The 19614-nt window shown below is 61.9% G+C and carries 20 protein-coding genes; 8 read left to right on the plus strand and 12 right to left on the minus strand.

What is annotated here, in order from left to right; genetic code table 11:
* The first annotated feature begins 10 nt into the window (after window positions 1-10).
* The gene (locus EJ066_RS11100; RefSeq protein ID WP_126037676.1) at window positions 11-1012 is read left to right on the plus strand and encodes a D-glycerate dehydrogenase; all 1002 of its coding nucleotides are present in this window, start codon (window positions 11-13) and stop codon (window positions 1010-1012) included.
* 18 nt (window positions 1013-1030) lie between these two features.
* Here the strand turns inward: EJ066_RS11100 and EJ066_RS11105 are convergent, their stop codons facing one another.
* The 9 genes from EJ066_RS11105 to EJ066_RS11145 form a co-directional block, all read right to left on the minus strand.
* Window positions 1031-1423, minus strand: coding sequence for a GNAT family N-acetyltransferase (locus EJ066_RS11105; RefSeq protein ID WP_126037678.1), 393 nt, complete (start codon window positions 1421-1423; stop codon window positions 1031-1033).
* Window positions 1424-1515: 92 nt separating this feature from the next.
* Window positions 1516-2265, minus strand: coding sequence for a molybdopterin-synthase adenylyltransferase MoeB (locus tag EJ066_RS11110; protein ID WP_126037681.1), 750 nt, complete (start codon window positions 2263-2265; stop codon window positions 1516-1518).
* Window positions 2266-2385: 120 nt separating this feature from the next.
* On the minus strand, window positions 2386-3555 hold the full coding sequence (gene recF, locus EJ066_RS11115; RefSeq protein WP_126037683.1) for a DNA replication/repair protein RecF: 1170 nt from the start codon (window positions 3553-3555) through the stop codon (window positions 2386-2388).
* 27 nt (window positions 3556-3582) lie between these two features.
* Window positions 3583-4701, minus strand: a complete 1119-nt coding sequence (gene dnaN / locus EJ066_RS11120) for a DNA polymerase III subunit beta (protein ID WP_126037686.1) — start codon at window positions 4699-4701, stop codon at window positions 3583-3585.
* 300 nt (window positions 4702-5001) lie between these two features.
* Window positions 5002-6546 carry a chromosomal replication initiator protein DnaA gene (dnaA, locus tag EJ066_RS11125; RefSeq protein ID WP_126037689.1) on the minus strand — a complete coding sequence of 515 codons (1545 nt, stop codon included), beginning with the start codon at window positions 6544-6546 and terminating at the stop codon, window positions 5002-5004.
* A gap of 845 nt (window positions 6547-7391) precedes the next feature.
* Window positions 7392-7658, minus strand: a complete 267-nt coding sequence (gene rpsT, locus EJ066_RS11130; RefSeq protein ID WP_126037692.1) for a 30S ribosomal protein S20 — start codon at window positions 7656-7658, stop codon at window positions 7392-7394.
* 182 nt (window positions 7659-7840) lie between these two features.
* On the minus strand, window positions 7841-8614 hold the full coding sequence (locus EJ066_RS11135; RefSeq protein ID WP_126037696.1) for an enoyl-CoA hydratase: 774 nt from the start codon (window positions 8612-8614) through the stop codon (window positions 7841-7843).
* A gap of 63 nt (window positions 8615-8677) precedes the next feature.
* Window positions 8678-9586 (minus strand): bifunctional DNA-formamidopyrimidine glycosylase/DNA-(apurinic or apyrimidinic site) lyase, encoded by a 909-nt coding sequence (gene mutM, locus EJ066_RS11140; protein WP_126037699.1) that lies wholly within the window; start codon window positions 9584-9586, stop codon window positions 8678-8680.
* Window positions 9579-10817: a phosphopentomutase gene (locus EJ066_RS11145; RefSeq protein ID WP_126037701.1), complete on the minus strand. Its 1239-nt coding sequence runs from the start codon at window positions 10815-10817 to the stop codon at window positions 9579-9581. The genes mutM and EJ066_RS11145 overlap by 8 nt, the downstream gene beginning before the upstream one ends.
* Window positions 10818-10965: 148 nt before the next feature.
* On the opposite strand from EJ066_RS11145, the gene EJ066_RS11150 reads away from it, so the two are divergent.
* Window positions 10966-11880, plus strand: coding sequence for a PhnD/SsuA/transferrin family substrate-binding protein (locus EJ066_RS11150; protein ID WP_189644473.1), 915 nt, complete (start codon window positions 10966-10968; stop codon window positions 11878-11880).
* A 30-nt stretch (window positions 11881-11910) separates the two neighbouring features.
* Here EJ066_RS11150 and EJ066_RS11155 read toward each other — a convergent pair whose 3' ends face one another.
* From EJ066_RS11155 to EJ066_RS11165, 3 genes are all read right to left on the minus strand, one after another.
* Window positions 11911-12531: a TadE/TadG family type IV pilus assembly protein gene (locus tag EJ066_RS11155; protein WP_126037708.1), complete on the minus strand. Its 621-nt coding sequence runs from the start codon at window positions 12529-12531 to the stop codon at window positions 11911-11913.
* A gap of 36 nt (window positions 12532-12567) precedes the next feature.
* Window positions 12568-13047 carry a pilus assembly protein gene (locus tag EJ066_RS11160; RefSeq protein ID WP_245455118.1) on the minus strand — a complete coding sequence of 160 codons (480 nt, stop codon included), beginning with the start codon at window positions 13045-13047 and terminating at the stop codon, window positions 12568-12570.
* Between the two features lie 225 nt (window positions 13048-13272).
* Complete coding sequence (locus tag EJ066_RS11165; RefSeq protein ID WP_126037714.1) at window positions 13273-13695, minus strand: pilus assembly protein N-terminal domain-containing protein; 423 nt, start codon at window positions 13693-13695, stop codon at window positions 13273-13275.
* 355 nt (window positions 13696-14050) lie between these two features.
* Here EJ066_RS11165 and EJ066_RS11170 point away from each other — a divergent pair, with 355 nt between their 5' ends.
* The 6 genes from EJ066_RS11170 to EJ066_RS11195 all read left to right on the plus strand — a co-directional run bounded on the left by EJ066_RS11170 (window position 14051) and on the right by EJ066_RS11195 (window position 19587).
* A complete protein-coding gene (locus EJ066_RS11170) occupies window positions 14051-14254 on the plus strand; it encodes a Flp family type IVb pilin (protein WP_126037717.1) in 204 nt (67 codons plus the stop codon).
* 156 nt (window positions 14255-14410) lie between these two features.
* Window positions 14411-14929 carry a prepilin peptidase gene (locus tag EJ066_RS11175; protein ID WP_126037720.1) on the plus strand — a complete coding sequence of 173 codons (519 nt, stop codon included), beginning with the start codon at window positions 14411-14413 and terminating at the stop codon, window positions 14927-14929.
* Window positions 14930-15179: 250 nt separating this feature from the next.
* Window positions 15180-15992 carry a Flp pilus assembly protein CpaB gene (cpaB, locus tag EJ066_RS11180; protein WP_126037723.1) on the plus strand — a complete coding sequence of 271 codons (813 nt, stop codon included), beginning with the start codon at window positions 15180-15182 and terminating at the stop codon, window positions 15990-15992.
* Complete coding sequence (locus EJ066_RS11185; protein WP_126037726.1) at window positions 15989-17518, plus strand: type II and III secretion system protein family protein; 1530 nt, start codon at window positions 15989-15991, stop codon at window positions 17516-17518. Before cpaB ends, EJ066_RS11185 begins: the two co-directional genes overlap by 4 nt.
* 13 nt (window positions 17519-17531) lie before the next feature.
* A complete protein-coding gene (locus EJ066_RS11190) occupies window positions 17532-18269 on the plus strand; it encodes a CpaD family pilus assembly protein (protein ID WP_126037729.1) in 738 nt (245 codons plus the stop codon).
* Window positions 18270-18303: 34 nt separating this feature from the next.
* The gene (locus EJ066_RS11195; RefSeq protein ID WP_189644474.1) at window positions 18304-19587 is read left to right on the plus strand and encodes a CpaE family protein; all 1284 of its coding nucleotides are present in this window, start codon (window positions 18304-18306) and stop codon (window positions 19585-19587) included.
* Window positions 19588-19614 lie beyond the last annotated feature (27 nt).

The following is a 19614-nucleotide window of genomic DNA, read 5'->3' on the forward strand; positions in this document are numbered from 1 at the left end:
TGAGGAAACAATGGCAGGCAGAAAAAGGCCCCTCGTCGTCATCACGCGCAAGCTGCCCGATCCGGTCGAGACCCGTATGCGCGAGCTGTTCGACGCCCGGCTGAATGTCGAGGACAGGCCGATGACGCAGCCGGAGCTGGTAGCAGCGGTCAAGGAAGCCGACGTTCTGGTGCCGACCATAACCGATCATATCGACGCGGCGCTGATCGCCCAGGCCGGCGACAACCTCAAGCTGATCGCCAATTTCGGCAACGGCGTCGACAAGATCGACGTGGCGGCAGCGGCAAAGCGGGGAATCACCGTCACCAACACGCCGAACGTGCTGACCGAAGATACGGCCGACATGACCATGGCGCTGATGCTGGCGGTGCCGCGGCGGCTGGCGGAAGGCGCCAATGTGCTGACCGGCGACAAGAAATGGGCCGGCTGGTCACCGACCTGGATGCTCGGCCGGCGTATCTGGGGCAAACGTCTCGGCATTGTCGGCATGGGCCGCATCGGCACCGCCGTCGCCCGGCGGGCCAAGGCCTTTGGCCTGTCGATCCACTACCACAACCGCCATCGCGTGCTGCCGGCGGTCGAGGATGAGCTGGAGGCGACCTACTGGGAAAGCCTCGACCAGATGCTTGCCCGCATGGACATCATCTCGGTCAACTGCCCGTCGACGCCGGCAACCTTCCATCTGCTTTCGGCGCGGCGGCTGGCGCTTCTGCAACCGTCCGCTTACATCGTCAACACCGCGCGCGGCGACATCATCGACGAGGACTCTTTGGTCAAGCTGATCCAGGACGGCAAGATCGCCGGCGCCGGCCTCGACGTCTACGAGCATGAGCCGGCGCTGAACAGCAAATTGCTGAAGCTCGCCGCCAAGGGCAAGGTCGTGCTGTTGCCGCATATGGGATCGGCGACGCTGGAAGGCCGCATCGACATGGGCGAGAAAGTGATCATCAACATCCGCGCCTTCTTCGACGGTCACCGTCCGCCGGATCGCGTACTGCCGCTGCGGACGTGACATCAAGTTAGCGAAAACTTACGAAATAATCTTGCGCATGGTGATCGAGGTCGGGCGATCGTAGCCCTTGTGCGCCGTCCGTTCCGTTTCGCGAAAGCCGAGGCGGGCAAAGGCAGCGTGATTTCCGGTCAGTTCGACCCGCGTCTGAAGCTCGATCGCAGGCTTGCAGCGGCTGCGGGCGAGATCCTCGACAGCTTGCATCAGCTGCCTGCCAATGCCCTGTCCCTGAAAGTTCGGTTCAACCGCGAGCTTTCCGACATAGAAATCGTTGGTCCGCTCCAGAACAAAAATGCACCCGACGGTCCTGCCATCCTTCCGCGCCGCGAAGCCCGTCTCTTGTCGGGCTTTATTTCGGAGATTTTCGACGGTGAGCCGGTGCGCCGATGATGGCGGATCGATGACGCCGTCCATCGAGGCGAAGGCGCGCGTGATCAGTGCCAGCACCTCGTCCCAACGGTCGAAATCGGCCGGAAACTGTGCAACGGAGACCACGCTGACCAAGATCAGTTTCTCTTGTAGCGGATCGTGTCGAAGCGCGCCGCCAGCGCATCGTAAAGCAGCAGCCGGCCGACCAGCGGCTCGCCGATACCGGTAATCAGCTTGATCGCCTCCATCGCCTGCAACGTGCCGACGACGCCGGTCAGCACGCCGAGCACGCCGGCCACAGCGCAGGATGGCACCAGGCCGGGCGGCGGCGGTTCCGGAAAAAGATCGCGATAGCTTGGATTCGGCCCGCCGTCCGTGCCCGTCTCGAACGGTTTCAGCACCGTCACCGAGCCGTCGAAACGGCCAACGGCGGCATGCACCAGCGGCCGCTTTTCCGCGGCGCAGGCGTCGGCCACCGCAAAGCGTGTTTCGAAATTGTCGGAGCCGTCGACGACGATGTCATAGCGGGCGACGAGGATAGGGGCGTTGTCCGCCGTCAGCCTGAGATTGTGCAGTTCGACAGTGACGTTGGGATTGATGCGGGCGATCGCCGCTTTGGCACTGTCGGTTTTCGCCATGCCGACAGTGTCGGTGCCATGGATCACCTGTCTTTGCAGATTCGACAGCGAGACGCTGTCGTCGTCGACGATGCCGAGCGTGCCGACGCCGGCGGCGGCAAGATATTCGAGCACCGGCGCCCCCAGCCCGCCGGCGCCGATGACCAGGACCCGCGCACGCTTCAGTCTTTGCTGGCCGGCGCCGCCGATTTCGGGCAGCACGATGTGGCGGGCGTAGCGTTCGAGTTCTTCGTCGGTGAAGGCGGTCATGGCCAAACCTTATAGCGGCGCAAAAGCCTTGTCAGGGGTCTCATGCAAGTCGCCCAAAAGCCTGCCCTCGGGCCTGACCCGAGGGTGCGCAGCGGTTTCGGGACAACGACATGCAAAGGTTTAAACAGTTGGCCCAACCGTGCCGTGATCGACGGTCAGGAACTGCGCGCGTCCCTTGAGACTGGAAAACAGCGCCGCGTCGGTCCCGGTCATGAAAGCCTGGCAGTTCAGCTCTTCCAGGATTGAGAACAGTGCGGCACGCCGGCCGCTGTCGAGATGGGCGGCGATCTCGTCGAGCAGCAGGATCGGCGTCATGTCCGACATCTCGCCGGTCAACCGGGCATGCGACAGGACCATGCCGACCAGCAGCGCCTTCTGCTCGCCGGTCGAACAGAGCTCGGCCGGCATCGCCTTGGGCCGGTGCCGCACCACGAGATCTGAACGGTGCGGGCCGTCGAGCGTGCGCCCGGCGGCGCGGTCGCGATCACGGCCTTCGGCTAAGGTGCGGCGGAACTGCTCCTCGACATCGACAGCCGCAGCGGTGCCGACTTCGCTTTCCAACGTGCCCGACAGGCCGATGTCGGCCTGCGGAAACGGACCGGCGCTTGGCAGCCTGTCGATCATGGCGGCGAGCAGGCGCACCAGTTCGGCACGCGCCGCCGCAATCGCCACGCCGGTTTCGGCCATTTGCGTCTCGATCGCGTCGAACCAGCCGCTGTCACGGGAGCCCTCGGCGAGCAGCCGATTGCGGCCGCGCATCGCTTTCTCGTAGTCGAGCGCGCGCTGGCCGTGGCCGGGATCGATCGCCAGCACCAGCCGGTCGAGAAAGCGCCGACGGTCTGCGGCCGGCCCGGTGAACAATGCATCCATCGCCGGTGTCAACCAGACGACGCGCAGCCATTCCAGCATGTCCTCCGCCGAGCGCGCAGCCGCGCCATTGATCCGCACCCGCCGCCCGCCCTCGCCAGCGGTGTCGCCGCCCGTAATCCCGGTACCGATCTCGACCGGGCCGTCCGGCCCGTCGAGCCTGGCATAGAGGGCAAAGCCGCCGTCGCCGCCTTCATGCGCCACGTCGGCATAGGGTGCACGGCGCAGGCCGCGTCCAGGTGTCAGCAGGGAAATCGCTTCCAGCAAATTGGTTTTGCCGGCGCCATTGTCGCCGGAAAAAACCACCGCGCCGGGGTCGAGGTCGATCGACAATTTTGCGTAATTGCGAAAATTCGTAAGTGACAGCTTACTTATATAGGTCTGCTGCTGGCCGCGCTCAGACTGCTTCGCAACTCCGGTCATGACAGCAAGATGGGCCTCGTTCGGGGCCTATACCCGCATCGGCATCAGCACGTAGAGCGTGGTTTCGTCGGCCATGTCGTGGATCAGCGTTGGCGAACCGGCATCCGCCAGCATGAATCTTGCCTCCGTGCCGGTCAACTGAGCGGCGACGTCGAGCAGATATTTGGCGTTGAAGCCGATTTCGATCGGGTCGGACGAATAGTCCGCGGCCAGTTCCTCGGTGGCGCTGCCCGAATCCGGATTGTTGACCGCAAGCGTGACCTGGCCTTCTCCAATCGAAAGCTTCACCGCGCGGCCGCGTTCGGAGGAAATGGTCGAGACGCGGTCGACGGCGGCGGCGAAACTCTGGCGGTCGATGATCAGCTTCTTGTCGTTGCCGGTGGGGATGACCCGCTGATAGTCCGGGAAGGTGCCGTCGATCAGCTTCGAGGTCAAAACGACACTGCCGATGGTGAAGCGGATCTTGGTGTCGGACAATTCGGTGGTCACGGCGACGTCCGGGTCGTCGACAAGCTTTTGCAACTCGCTGACCGTCTTGCGCGGGATGATGATGCCCGGCATGCCCTCGGACCCTGCCGGCGCGTCGATCTCGGCGCGCGCCAGCCGATGGCCGTCGGTCGCTACCGAGCGCAGCTTCAGCTTGCCGTCCGCGTCATGCGTGTGCAGATAGATGCCGTTCAGGTAGTAGCGCGTCTCTTCGGTGGAGATGGCGAATTGGGTCTTCTCGATCAGGCCCTTCAGCGCAACCGAATCGAGCCGGAAAATATGCGAGAACGATCCGGCCGAAAGTTCCGGGAAATCGGATTGCGGCAGGCATTGGAGACGGAAACTCGAGCGGCCCGAGGTCACCGTCATGGCATTGCCGTCCTCGTCGGTCTTCAGCATGACCTCCGCGCCGTCGGCGAGCTTGCGCACGATATCGTAGAGCAGATGCGCGGGAACCGTCGTCGCCCCGCCGCGCTCGACCTTGGCTGGCGTTGCTTCGGTCACCTCCAGATCGAGGTCGGTCGCCTTCATTTCGAGAGTGGCGCCCTCGGCGCTCAGCAGCACGTTCGACAGGATCGGTATGGTGTTGCGCCGCTCGACCACGCGATGAACGTGGTTCAGCGACTTCAGGAGATTTGACCGTTCCAGGATAACACGCATGACGAAACAGGCTCGCTTGAATGAATGAGCGGGTCTCCGGCAAGCGGCGCCCCGCGAAAGGTCTGAACAGGCTCAGAATCTGCATAAACTGATAGGAAAAACCCTGCAAGCGCAAGCCCGCGCCACCGGTTCGGGCTGGTTACGCGGGCTTTCTGGGGATAAAGCTGGCGAAGCCCGCAAGCCAATGCTTGTCGCCCAAAAGTGCACAGCGGTTTTGGGACAGCGACATGCATGAAAACAAAGATTTCAAGCGCGTCGCATGGCCATCCAAACGCGACGCGCTTTCGTTTTTCGGGCCGGTCAGGCCTGATCGTTGATCAGTCTTCTCAGCAATTCGAGTTCCTGCGCCAGCGTGTTGTCGACGCCCGAAAGATCTTCGATCTTGCGCACGGCATGCAGCACCGTCGTGTGGTCGCGGCCACCGAAACGCCGCCCGATCTCCGGCAGGGAGCGCGGCGTCATCACCTTCGACAGGTACATGGCGACCTGCCGCGGCTTGACGATGGTGCGCGTGCGCCGGTTGGACAGAAGTTCTGTCTTCGAGACGTTGTAGTGGCGAGCGACGATGCGCTGGATGTCCTCGATGCGCACCCGCTTCGGTTCGCCCGAACGATAGATGTGGCCGAGGATCTCGTCGATGCGGTCAATGGTGATCTGCGGTTCGAACGACTGGCGGAACAGAAGCTGGTTGAACGCGCCTTCGAGTTCGCGCCCGCTGCCGGTCACCGTGCGGGCGACGTGGTTGAGGATCTCCTCCGAGATGTCGAGCGACGCATCGTCGGCCTTGGCGGTGGCAAGGCGCAGCTTGAGCATGCCGATGCGCATGGCGAAATCCGGCGCCGACATTTCGAGCGCCACGCCGCCGTTGAGGCGCGAGCGGACGCGGGGCTCCAGCGATTCCAGTTCTGACGGCGGCCGGTCGGCGGCGACCACCACCTGCTTGGCGCTGTCGAGCAGCATGTTGATCAGATGGCAGAATTCATGCTGGATCGACTTGCCTTGCAGGAACTGCATGTCGTCGATGATGAGCAGGTCGATGTCGCGCAACTGTTCCTTCAGCGTCAGCGCGTTGTTGTCGCGGATCGCGGTGGCGAACCGCCACATGAAATATTCGGCCGTGAGATAGACGACGCGCGACTTCGGGTTCTGCTTCAGCGATTCCGCCGCGATCGCCTGCAACAGGTGCGTCTTGCCCAGCCCCACCGTCGCGTGAAGAAAGAGCGGATTAAAGCGCACCGCGCTCGACTGCGATTCGGCGACCGCCTTGGCGGCGGCGAAGGCGACCCGGTTCGACGGTCCCTCGATGAAGGAGCCGAACGTGTAGCGCGGGTCAAGCGGCGAACCGAGCACATTGTGCCTGAACTCGGTCTCTGCCGGCATTCCCGGGCGAGGTGCCGGTACCCGCTCCACCCTGCCGGGACCCGCTGTGCCGGCGGCCAGCGCCGTTTGTGCTTGCCTGGTCATCTTGCGCACCGGGGCCACTTCGGGCTCGACGCTGTTGCGCCCCGGGCGGGTAGCGGTGCGCACGACGATCTCGACCTTGAGGATTTCGGGATCCTCGTGTTTCCACAGCTCGGCGATGAGGTCGAGATAGTGGCCGTTGATCCACGAGCGCAGGAAGGCGGTGGGCACCGAGATGCGGACAATGCCGCGGGACGCCTCAGCGACCTTCATGCGTCCGAACCAGCTCGAATAGACCTCGGTTCCCAGACGCGCCTTCAACTGGGCCTTGACCCGATCGAACTTCTGTTCCGCGTCGCTGGAAGCCAATACAGCGTCCCCTCCGGTTAAGGTTCCAGGAAATGGGAGGTCGCCCGTAAGCTCCCTTTCGATGCCGCTCTGCATGATCGAGTTCCTTGTCCTTTTGTACCTGTTTTCCGCCGGGAATGCGCCTCCTGCATCCATGTTTCCGGCGACCGTGTCTTCGCTGCGACACCATCGCCGCCGCCGGCAGATGATGTCGCCTCGTTGTCGGGAACCGGCGCCGGCTTCCTCAGAGCCAGCCCGTTTGGGTCATGTCAGGGCAATACAATTCCGTCCGGCGAAAACGCCGGTGCGTCATTGACCTGCCATTTACAGTTACGCCAATCCCCTACCGTATCGAAAGACAAACCAAACCCGGCGCGGAAATGATCCACGTCGTGAATTCTGCCATTTTGAGCTGGCCGATTCAGGCTGAGTTAAGGGCCAACGGCCCGTCCCTCTCGATAGACCGACATTAGCGAAATCGTTGTGGATAGGGCAAGGCCACGACTAACGGATTTTTAAGGAATGTGGTTACCCCAGACCGGTTCGAAGCCTGCGTTGCACCGGCGTATTTTGACAAAGCCATTGTGATTCAAACCCTTTTCCGGCGAATGTGAAAAAGGCCACACCGCGCGAAATTTTCTGAAATAATTTTCTTGACAGCCACTTGTCCCCCATCCCTTGCGCACGATGTGAACAAGTTGTGGATGACCATCTATAAGTTATTGAAAAATAATGGAAGTTTTTGACAGTGGATGTTTTCGCCATGGGCGCGTTCAGCGGCTGCGAATATCAGCGGGCATGTATATGCCGGCAAAGCATTTCGGACTTTGAAATCCATGCAGAGTGTCGTTCGCGGGCTTTCTTTTTAAGTACTTGCCGGCAAACGAAAAAACCCGGCGCTAGCGGCCGGGCTTGAAGAAGACCAGTTCAGGAAAGGGATATCAGGCCGACAGCACCTTGAGTCGCTGGGCCAGGCGCGACACCTTCCGGGACGCTGTATTCTTATGTATCACGCCCTTAGTCGCGGCGCGCATCAACTCCGGCTCCGCCACCTTGAAAGCAGCCTGCGCGGCAGCCTGGTCGCCCGAGGCGAGCGCCTCTTCAACCTGGCGGACATAAGTCCGTACGCGCGAGCGGCGATTCTTGTTGATCGCCGTGCGGCGGGCGATCTTGCGCGTTGCCTTTTTGGCCGAGGAGGTATTGGCCATGATGCCTCTCTTCTGATCTGGTGGGCGCTTGCGGGATGCCGCAGGGCGCAAAAAACAAACGGGCAGCCACAGGGCCGCCTCGGTTGGTGCGGCTTATAGTTCAGCTTTTCCGGCGCGTCAACGCTGCTTCGGCTTCTTTTTGACTGCTGCTGTCGCTCGCTTCCGGCCGCCGCCATCACGATCTACCGGTTCGTGAAATTCGGCTTCCGCTTCTCGGCAAAGGCCGCCATGCCTTCCTTCTGGTCGTCGAGCGCAAACAGTGAGTGAAACAGCCGGCGCTCGAACCGCAGCCCTTCGGCCAGTGTCGTTTCATAGGCGCGGTTGACGGCCTCTTTCGCCATCATCACCGACGGCAGCGAAAAATCGGCTATCTTGGCCGCCGCCTTCAGCGCTTCCTCGATCAGCTCGCCGGCAGGCACGACGCGCGACACCAGGCCGGAACGTTCGGCCTCTGCAGCATCCATCATCCGCCCGGTCAGGCACATATCCATCGCCTTCGACTTGCCGACGAAGCGCGTCAGGCGCTGCGATCCGCCCATGCCCGGCATCACGCCGAGCGTGATCTCGGGCTGGCCGAACTTGGCGTTGTCGGCGGCGATGATGAAATCGCACATCATCGCCAGTTCGCAGCCGCCGCCGAGCGCATAGCCGGCCACCGCCGCGATGACAGGCTTGCGCGCCCGGGCGAGCTCTTCCCAGCCGACAAAGAAATCCTGGACATAGGCGTCGACAAAGGAGATCGCCTGCATTTCCTTGATGTCCGCACCCGCCGCGAAGGCTTTTTCGGAGCCGGTGATGACCATCGCGCCGATGTTGGCATCCGCGCAGAAGCCGTTCACGGCCGCGACCACTTCCGCCAGGACCTGGGAGTTCAGCGCATTGAGCGCCTTCGGCCGGTTCAGTGTGATCAGCCCGACCTTGCCGCGGGTCTCCACGATGATCGTTTCATAGGCCATGACTTATCTCCTCGCTCGGTCATCTAGCTCGCACCCGGCACCTGCTCATACCTGGCACCTAACTCACAACTGACAGGCCCGGCAATAGAAGGTGGAACGCCCGCTTTGCACGATACGCTCTATCTGGCCGCCGCAGCCGGGCTTGGAGCAGGGTTCGCCCTCGCGATCATAGACCGCGAAGGAATGCTGGAAATAACCCAGGGACCCGTCGGTCTGCATATAGTCGCGCAGCGACGATCCGCCGGCAGCGATCGCATCGGCGATCACCGAGCGGATTGCTTCGGCCAAGGCGTCGCTCTGCTGCCTGGCCTTCTTTCCGGGTTTTGCGACAGTGCCTGCCTCGCGCAACGGCGACAAGCCGGCCCGCCACAGGGCCTCCGACACATAGATATTGCCGAGCCCGGCGATCAGCCGCTGGTCGAGAAGTGCTGCCTTCAGCGGCGACTTCCGGCCTTTCAACAGCGAGGCGAGCAGCCCGCCGTCCAACGTGTTGCCCGTCGGCTCGACGCCCAGCCCTGCCAGCATCGGATGCGTGTCGGGCGCCCCTTCCGAAAACAGCATGAAACCGAAACGGCGCGGGTCGTTGAAGATCACGCGGGATCGGGCGCCTTCGGGAGAGACGACATGGAAGACGACGTGATCGTGCACCGCATTTTTCGAGCGCTCGTGATAAAACTCGCCCAACATTTCGCTGCTATCGGGCATTTCGCTGCCATCGGACGTCTCGATGCGGAACGATCCCGACATGCCGAGATGGCAGATCAGCACCGGGCCGCCTTCCAGGTGCATCGTCAGGTATTTTGCGCGGCGACCGAGCGCCGTGATCGTCTTGCCGGTCAGCCTCTCCAAGAATTTTTCGGGGAATGGAAAACGCAGGTCGGGCCGGCGTGCCTCGACGCGGACGATGCGGGCGCCTTCCAGGACCGGCCGCAAGCCGCGCCGGACCGTTTCGACCTCAGGCAACTCAGGCATGGCCGCCTATCGTTGCATAGAAGGAAGTGCCGTGGCGGCCGCGTGCCAGCCCGAGGTGTTCGGCGACGGTTTCACCGATGTCGGCGAACGTCGCCCGGAGCCCAATATCGCCGCTAAAACCCGGTCCCGTGCCGATCACCGGAATGCGTTCGCGCGTATGATCGGTGCCGTGCCAGGTCGGATCGTTGCCGTGGTCGGCCGTGAGGATGAGAAGATCGCCGTGCCTCAACTGCGCAAGCGCCTCCGGCAGCCGCCGGTCGAAAGCCTCCAGCGCGGCGGCATAGCCGGCAACGTCGCGCCGGTGGCCATACTCTGTGTCGAAATCGACGAAATTGGCGAAGACGAGATCGCCGTCGCCCGCGTCGTTCATCGCGCCCAGTGCCTTGTCGAACATCGCCATGTTGCCGGCGGCCTTGCGCACCTCCGAAATGCCGCGATGGGCGAAGATATCGCCGATCTTGCCGACCGCGATGACCCGGCTGCCGCGCGCCGTCAGCCGGTCGAGCAGCGTCGGCTCCGGCGGCGGCACCGAATAGTCCCGGCGGTTGTGCGTCCGTTCGAAGCTGGCGGCGGTTTCCCCAATGAAAGGCCGCGCGATCACCCGTCCGATATTCAGCGGATCGACCAGCCTGCGCACCACCTTGCAGAATTCGTAGAGCCGTTCCAGGCCGAAGTGAATTTCATGCGCGGCGATCTGCAGCACGGAGTCGACCGAAGTGTAGCAGATCGGCTTGCCGGTGCGGATATGCTCCTCGCCGAACCGCTCGATGATCTCGGTGCCCGGGGCGTGGCAATTGCCGAGAATGCCCGGCACCCCTCCTTCGCGGATGATCGCTTCGGTCAGTTCGGCCGGAAAGGCGGGAACCGTGTCCGGGAAATAGCCCCAGTCGAAGCGGACTGGCAGGGCGGCGATTTCCCAATGGCCCGATGGCGTGTCCTTGCCGCTCGAAATCTCCTGCGCCGCGCCATGGAAGGCGGAGGCGAGCTGAGCCTTGGCGCCGTCGCCGAAGCTAAAGCCCGTCGCGGTTTTCGCCGCGTGGCCCAGACCGAGCGAGAGCATGTTGGGTACGAAGAGCGGTCCTTTGCGCAGCCCCAAGCGATCCGCGCGCCCTTCCGCGCAGGCTTCAGCGATGTGTCCGAACGTATTGGAGCCGGCGTCGCCATAGCGCTCGGCGTCGGCCGCGCCGCCGATGCCGAAGGAATCGAGAACGAAAAGGAAGGCGCGCGCCATTGCGGGGATTCGTTATTATTGTCTGTCCGCCCAGACATAGGGATCTGCGCCGCCATTGGCAATTCGGAACCAGGCGGCTTGGCGCGATAGTTGAGATGTGGCGAAATGCCTGCATATGCAGGATCGACGAAAAACAGGCGGGATTCATATGGCGCGTGCCCTGAAGGCATCTGCAGCCGTCATGACGATACTGAGTGCGTCCTGGTCAAACCCGGGACGCGCCGATTGGCGGGATGACATCGGCACGTTTCGTGTCGGCATCGTCGCCGAGCCTGGCGCCGGCGGCACTGTTCCGGGGCTGGCGCTGTTGGCGGATGCCTACACCAAGGCGCTCGGCATGAAGGTGGAGTTTGTCGTTGCCCGCGACTACGCGGCGCTGATCGAGGCGCAGACCGACGCCCGCGTCGACTATGCGGTCTATTCGGCGATGGCCTACGCCACCGCCTCCGAACGCTGCGGCTGCGTCGAGCCTCTTGTGGCGCCTGTCGATTCCGACGGCGCGATCGGCATCCGCTCCGTTTTGCTGACGCGGGACGGCAAGGTCCCCGATCTGGCCGCGATGGAAGCATATCGGGTCGCCATGGCGCCTGCGGACAGCGTCGGTTCTCTCTTGCCGCTTGCCGGGCTGGCCGCCGAAGGCGTCAAGGTCGCTGAGAACGCGTCATTTCTGACGCACGCCAGTTCAACTGCGGCGGCTGAAACGATGCTGGTCGACGGTGGGGCCGATGCCATGTTCGGCTGGATGCCGGCGGTGGCCGACGGCCAGCCTGAAGTCCCGGGCGGCACGATGGCCAGACTGGAAGTTGCAGGGCTTTCGAAAGCAGCGCTTCAGGTCGTGTGGACGTCCGGCCTGCTGCGATATGGTCCCCATGCTGTCCGCAGCGACCTCGACCCTGAGGCCAAGCGTCGGCTCACCGTGTTCCTCACCAATCTCAGATCGATGACGCCGGATGTCTACGATCTTCTGGAGCAGAAGCATTCCGGCGGCTTCGCCGTCGCCAGCCCAAAGGATTACGCGATGGCGGCGGCCATGGTGCGCTTTGTGTCAGGCAACGGTCGATAGCAATGGCGATCGGGGTCGGAAGCGGTCGTTTCAGCAGGAGCCGCAGGGAATCGTCGGGCTCCTGCGGGGCCTGAGATAATAGGTTTCGCCCATCGATATCGTGTCGAAGGCCGAGCTCAATCCAAGCCGCTTCTCACTGTCCGCCGACCAGGTGATGATCGGTTTGTATGCGAGATTGCCTTCGACGCGAATGAGAAAGGTGCCCTTGATCTTGAGCGCCGGTGGAACCGTGGTGACGGAGTCCTTGGCGGCGCCGGCGCTAAAAGCACCGCCGACCATCTTGCGTGACCACACGACCAGCACCTTCGGCGTCGTTTCGTTGGTGACCTCTATCGCGGTGATGGTGATTTCCGGGGTCGATCGATTGTAGGGCTGAAGCGTGGAGTTGCCGATCTGCATGATCGCATCGAGTTCGGCTGCCTCGACGGTCTGCCGCTGTGTGACGAGATCCGCCACCATGCTGCCGACGCGGCTGACCTTCTTGCTGGTCTCGATGGCTTGCGAGGCTTCCATGGTCATGAAGTACATGACCAGCAGCACAGGCACGATGAAGGCAAACTCAACGGCCGCGACACCGCGGCGATCGCTGCAGAACCGGATTGCTTTCGTGCAAATCCCGGCGATTCCCCCATGTGCCCCCGCACGCCCCATGCCCTCGTCCTTTCCCACTCACGAAACGGTGCGCTTTCAGTTGTTGAACGGCTCGTTCTGCCAGGTTACCGATGTGAAATGCAGCGTGTTGCCGTCTTTCAGATTGGCCATCGACTTGGCCATGAAATCGGTCATGACAGGCCATTTGTAAAAAACCCGCAGCATGTTTATTGATTCAGCCAATCCTGGCGATACCGTAAAAGTTGCGGGGTTCGTCCCCGTCAGCACGATTTCGCGGTCCTGTATCTTGAAGCCTGCCTTGGCCGCATCGGCAAAGGTCGGATATTCGCGCAGATCCACCTCCAATCCGGGGCAGTCCTTGGCGACCATGATCTCCAGCCGGCTGCAGATCATGTCCTTCAGCGTCGCTTCGGTCATGTCGGCTTGCCTTATCTGGCCCGTTCGCAGTTGGCGCGCGACATCGTCGGTGATGTTGGCCATCACCTCCTGCCCGGCAAATGAAATGCAGCTCTCCAGGATGGCAAAGACGAGGAGCGCAAACGGCATCGCAAGCATCGCGAATTCCAAAGCCGTGCTGCCGCGCCGGTCGCCAAGGAACCGCGCGGAAAGGCTTGCTCGTCCTGCTTTGCTCATGTCCCGTCTACCGATCCTGAAGAGGTGTCGGAGGAAACATTAGCGGAAACCCATTGAAGTGCGGTTTGGATGATCTTTAAATTCGACGGGTAGGTTTTAACCGGCCGATAACCGAAGCGGCATTTTGCGAGCGAGACGGCCAGTCGCCTACCGGCCGGCGCTCATCTCGGCTTCTGAGGCCTTTTCCGCATCGCTTTTATACGAGCTCTCGCAATACGGCGTGCAGGACATGGTCTGTATTTCGGCACGTCGATAGATGCGCACCGACGACGCGTCCTGCCGCACGACGGTAACCTGCTCGTCGACGATCGGCTGGCCCTCCTGGTCGAGGACGACGAGGTTGGTGACGCCAAAGCCCTTGCCCGTCAGCACGATCGTCGATGCATCCTGCACGGAGGCGTCGGCGATCGCCGGATTGCCGATGACGATCGTGTCGGCCGCGCGCGACAATTTGACGATCTTCGCCTGGTTCATCGTGACCTCGATGCCGGCGCCAGCATTGGCCGGCGCGACGAAGGCTGCGGCGGCAAGAAGCGCGGCAATCGGAAATGACGATCTCGGCCCGGTCATCGAAGCGCTCCACGGCGGCAAACTGCTCAACGGAACATGAACGAGATTGGTGAACCAACGGTTAAGCGGATGGGGCCGATGATGATGCAGGGATCGGCATCGTGATCGCCTGGAGCGGGCCACTCCATTTCTCGAATCGCCAAATTGCGCTTTTCGCGGCCTTTTACGAGCCTGTCGAGCTCCAGGACGTCACTTAGTTTACGGTTAACCACGCAATGCATTCGACGCGGGAAAGGAATCAGTAAGGCTGTTTATTAAGCCGATCGAAAGAGCTTCTCCATACATTGGCAGCATCCGATCAGCCGCCAAGAGAAGTTGACGGACTTGCTGTAACACGTGGAGTAGGAGCTCTCAAATGTCTAATCTCATTGCACGTTTTGTGAAAGACGAATCCGGCGCGACCGCCATCGAATATGGTCTGATCGCCGCCCTCATCGCACTCGCCATCATGGTCGGCGCCGGCGCGCTGGGCAATAGCATCAACGACAAGTTCGAGAATATTGCCGACACCCTCAACAACGCCGGCACGACCGCCGCGCCGGCCCCTGCCACCCCGTAATAGACAACGACGTTCAGTTGTTTTCCAGATAAGGGCCGCCACGCTGGCGGCCCTTTTCCAATCGCACCGCGCGATTTGAAATTTCGGCCTCATCAATCGTTAATCGAACATGCCTAGGCTGGGACCAGGCACAGTTCGACCACAGGCGCCACGCCCATGCTTGAAGCCCTGATCTTCGTCGTCTTTCCGTTCTGCATGCTTTTTGCCGCGATCTCCGACATGCTGTCGATGACGATCGCCAATCGCGTGCCGCTGTTGCTTGTGGCTGTCTTCGCCCTGGTCGCGCCGTTGACGGGCATGGACTGGGCAACCTATGGCTGGCATTTCGCCGCCGGCGGCCTGGTTCTCGCCGTGACCTTCGGTCTGTTCGCGCTCGGCGGCATGGGAGGCGGCGACGCCAAGCTACTGGCCGCCACAGCCATCTGGATGGGGCTCAATGTCCATCTCATTCAATATCTCGTGGTCTCGACATTCATCGGTGGCCTGCTGACGCTGGCCATTCTCGTCTATCGGAAATCGCCGCTTGCAGCCATTACAAGCCACAACCCGTTCTTGCGCCACTTCGCCGACGAGACGACCGGCGTCCCCTATGGCATCGCGCTTGGCATTGGCGGGCTGATTACCTTTCCGAATTCGCCGTTGATGGCGTGGGCACTGGCAAGGCTGGCGGCCTAGTCTAATTCCAGCCGCCGACCGTCCCTCGTCAGACCAGCCTTCCGCACTCGAATTTGCCAGACTTCCGCACTCGAATTTGGCGGTGCAAAACAGGCGGCTTGGCGCCATTTTTATACGCCGGCCGGATCGCTCCAATTTATGTAAACCTTAAATTAATCACGATCGTAAGTATTAAATTAACCTTGTTTTGACGATTGCCGCTGCAAGGTCCGGCTTGGCTAGGTGGTTTGCCAAGGCGAGGTTCGGACGAATGCCAGCATCCCGACTGATCATTCTGGGCGTGGCGGTGGCCGCGGCGGGTGGCGCAGGATATGTTGCGAAAAACATGGTGGCGGCTCCGCCGCCGCAAATCGTCGATTCCGGCCCCAAGGCGCCGGCAATCGCGTTGCAGGACGTGCTTGTCCTGTCCGGCGACGTTCCGATGGGCAGTCCGCTCGAGAACAACATCAGATGGCAGTCCTGGCCGGCCGACGGCATCAACGCGAATTTCATCACCCGCGCCGCGGAGCCCGAAGCACTGGAGAAGCTGAAAGGCGGCGTCGCCCGCGTGGCGATGTATGCCGGTGAGCCGCTGCGGCGCTCCAAGCTGATCGGCGAGGGACAGAGCTTCATGTCGTCGATCCTGCCCTCCGGCATGCGGGCCGTCGCCACAGCCGTATCGGCCGACACGTCGGCCGGCGGCTTCATTCTTCCCAACGATTTCGTCGACGTCATCATGACCCGCAGATCCGATGCCGGGAGCGGCGGCAGCGGTTTTACGACCGAAACCATCCTCAAGAACATTCGCGTCCTGGCGATCGACCAGACCATCCAGGAGGACGAGGAAGGCAAGAGGACCAGGGTCGGCCAGACCGCTACGCTGGAACTGACACCGCAGCAGGCGGAGATCATCACCGTCGCCCAGCAGATGGCTGATCGCCTGACATTGGCGCTGCGGTCGATCAGCGACACCCAGGAGGAGAATCCGGGCGAGGCCGACTATCTCGTTTCCGGCAATGGGCGGCGTGGAACGGTGCGATTGATCAAGTCGGGCGAAGTTTCCGAAGTGGGGGCAAGGCAATGAGGCTAAACGCTAGACTGCCGGTCACCCTGGCTGTGACAATCGGCCTTTTTCTCCTTGGAACGAATGCGCATAGCCTGATCGAGGCGAATGCGGCAGGCAAGAATGCCCAGGTGTCGGCTTCGACCGCCACCCAGCGCGTCAAGCTCGGTCTCAACAAATCGGTGGTCATCGACCTGCCGAGCGATGCCTATGATATTCTCGTCGCCAACCCGGCGGTCGCCGATGCGGTGACCCGCACCGCCAGGCGCATCTATCTGTTCGGAAAGGCGGTGGGCGATACCAACATCTTCGTCTTCGGCCCTAATGGCGAACAGATCGTCAGCCTGGATCTGGCAGTCGAACGCGACGTCGCCGGACTGGAAGACTATATCAGGCGCTTCATCCCGTCATCGACCATCAAGGTCGAATTGCTGAACGACAACGTCGTCCTGACTGGAACGGTGGACACCCCCTTGGATGCCAAGCGCGCGGTCGATCTGGCGACCATCTTCGTGTCCGGCGGTGAAGCGACCACGGGACAATATTCGCAGACCGCCTCCGGCGGCTCGGCCGAATCCGGTGTCGACATCGACAATCCGGATTCCGAGCGTCGCGTCAGCAAGATCGTCAACCTGCTGCAGATCATCGGCGACGACCAGGTGACGCTGAAGGTGACGGTCGCGGAAGTCAGCCGCTCGGTGATGAAGCAGCTCGGCGTCAACATGATTGGCGACGGCAGCAGCAACGGCATCAGCTGGAGCGCGATCAGCGACAATTTCACAGGCTTGGGCAAGCCGCTGTCGAACTCAGGCCTCGCTATCGGCACCTCGACGCTGCAGGCGTACATCAACGCCATGGAACAGTCCGGTGTCATGAAAACGCTGGCCGAGCCGACGTTGACTGCCGTGTCCGGCGAGAAGGCAACCTTCAGGGTCGGCGGTGAATACAATTTGGTAAGCGGCGTGACGTCGAATGTATCCGACGACAATCAGACCGGCCAGAGGACCTATTCGGTCGAGACGATCGAATACGGCATCGGCCTGGAATTCCAGCCGGTGGTACTGTCTCCCGGCCGTATCAGCTTGAAGGTCAGGACCTCGGTTTCCGAGCCGACGACCGAGGGATCTGTGTCTTTTTCCAACGGCGTAACAAGCCCCGGTATGAATGCCCTGTCGCTCCGTAAACGTTTGGCCGACACGACAGTGGAACTGCCTTCCGGCGGCTCAATGATGATCGCCGGCCTTGTCCGCGACGATCTCAGGCAAGCCGTCAACGGCTTGCCCGGGCTGACCAAGATACCGGTGCTCGGCACGCTGTTCCGCAGCAGGGACTTCGTCCGCAACGAGACCGAGCTTGTCATCCTCATCACGCCCTACCTGGTGAAGCCGGTGGCGCGCAACGCGCTTGCCAAGCCGGACGACAATTTCAACGCCGCCAGCGATGGCGCCGGCATGTTCCTTGGCCGTGTCAATCGCGTCTACGGCACCATGCAGACCGATAAGCCCAACGGCCGCTATCACGGCGTTGTCGGCTTCATCTACAAGTAAACGGGGAAGCGACATGTCGCAGTCAGCGTTGAAGGCAAGCACGATCACCGCAGCGATGCCGTCCACCCGCTCGCGGATCTCTCGGCCGGCCATTCCGGTCCTGGTGGTTGCGGTCGCGGCATTGCTGGCGGGCTGCGCCAAGCGGGACAGCATCACGGTCGGCGCTGTTCCGGACGACTATCGCACCAACCATCCGATCGTGATCGCCGAAAAAAACGAGAAGATCGATCTTCCGGTGGGCGCCGGCGATCGCGGCATGACCCGATCTCAGCGCGAGACGCTTCTGGGCTTCCTGGACGGCTATGACAAGAGCGCCGCTCCGACCCTGACGATCTCGATCCCGAGCGGTTCGGCCAACGAGATCGCCGCGACCGCCGCCGGTCGCGATTTTGCCAGGCTGGCGATTGCCAGCGGCATCAGCCGGAACCGGATCGTCATGATCACCTACCAGTCGGCTTCGGCCGAAGCGTCCGCGCCGATCCGCGTCGCCTATGTCTCGGTGAAGGCCCAGACCGACAGATGCGGGCGCTGGCCCGAAGATCTGCTGCAGACGTCGGAAAACAAGCATTATGCCGATTTCGGCTGCTCTTATCAGAACAATCTTGCCGCCCAGATGGCCAATCCGGCCGATCTGATCGGGCCGCGCAAGCAATCCGATATCGACGCGGAAAATCGAGGCGAGGTGATCGACGTCTACCGCCAGAGAGGCATTTCGGACGAGTTCCTCGGCAATTCGGAAGTGGATTATTGAGCTTGAGCCGCGCAAGTCACGGAAAGAAATGACGATGAGCAATCTTGCCTACGATACAGGGGTGGATGGCGGCGAAATCTCGCAGCAGGATATCGCCGCCATGCAGGCGTTGCGGCCGGTTCCGCGCATTTCGATCCAGGCATTTTGCGAGACCGAGGGCGTTGCCAATCCGGTCGAGCGCGCCGGCGAGGATCGCCGCATGGCGAAGGCCCATCTGAAGGTCCATATGGGCGGCATCGCCACCGCCATCGAGTTCTATCAATCGGCGCCGACACCGAACCTGATCCTGCTGGAATCGCGCAGCGAGCCGACGCAATTGCTGGAGCAACTCATGCAGCTCTCCGAATATTGCGATCCGACCTCGAAGGTCGTGGTCATCGGCCACTACAATGATGTCGGCCTTTACCGCGAGCTCATCCGGTCCGGCATTTCCGAATATGTCATCGCGCCGGTGTCGATGGCCGACATCGTCAGCGTGATATCGTCGATTTTCGTCGACCCGGAAGCCGAGCCGATCGGCCGCTCGATCGCCTTCATCGGCGCCAAGGGTGGCGTCGGCTCCTCGACCATTGCCCACAATGTGGCCTGGGCGATGTCGTCCCTGTTCAAGTCCGAAGTGGTTGTCGCCGATCTCGACCTGGCTTTCGGAACGGCCAACATCAATTTCGATCAGGATCCGGCGCAAGGCATTGCCGAGGCCGTCTTCTCACCGGAACGCGTCGACGAGGTCTATCTCGATCGGCTGCTTGCCCAGTGCGCCGAGCACCTGTCGCTGCTTGCGGCGCCGTCAACGCTCGACCGCGTCTACGATTTCGATCCCGATGCCTTCACGCAGCTTATCGACATGGCCCAGCGCAGTGTGCCGCTTCTGGTGCTCGATGTCCCGCACATCTGGACAGGCTGGACCAAGAACACGCTGGTCAAGGCCGACGACATCGTGATCACGGCGACGCCGGAACTGGCCAATCTGCGCAATACCAAGAATCTGGTCGACATGTTCAAGCGGCTTCGTCCGAATGATCCGCCGCCGAAGCTGATCATCAATCAGGCCGGCGTGCCAAAGCGTCCGGAGATTGCGTCATCCGACTTCGCCGACTCGCTCGGCCTGTCACCGATGTCCGTCATTCCCTTCGAGCCGCTGCTGTTTGGAAACGCCGCCAACAACGGACGCATGCTCGGCGAAATGGATGCGAAGAATCCGATCGTCGGCACAATCAACGAGATTGCGCATGTGCTGACCGGACGCAGCGAAATCAAGGTAAAAAAGAAGGCGGGCCTCGGCAATTTCCTTGGCAAGCTCTCGCGCAACAAGAAGTGATGCTTCCGTAGCGGAGTTGGTAGTCGA

Source organism: Mesorhizobium sp. M9A.F.Ca.ET.002.03.1.2 (assembly GCF_003952365.1).
In the GTDB taxonomy this organism is placed as follows: domain Bacteria; phylum Pseudomonadota; class Alphaproteobacteria; order Rhizobiales; family Rhizobiaceae; genus Mesorhizobium.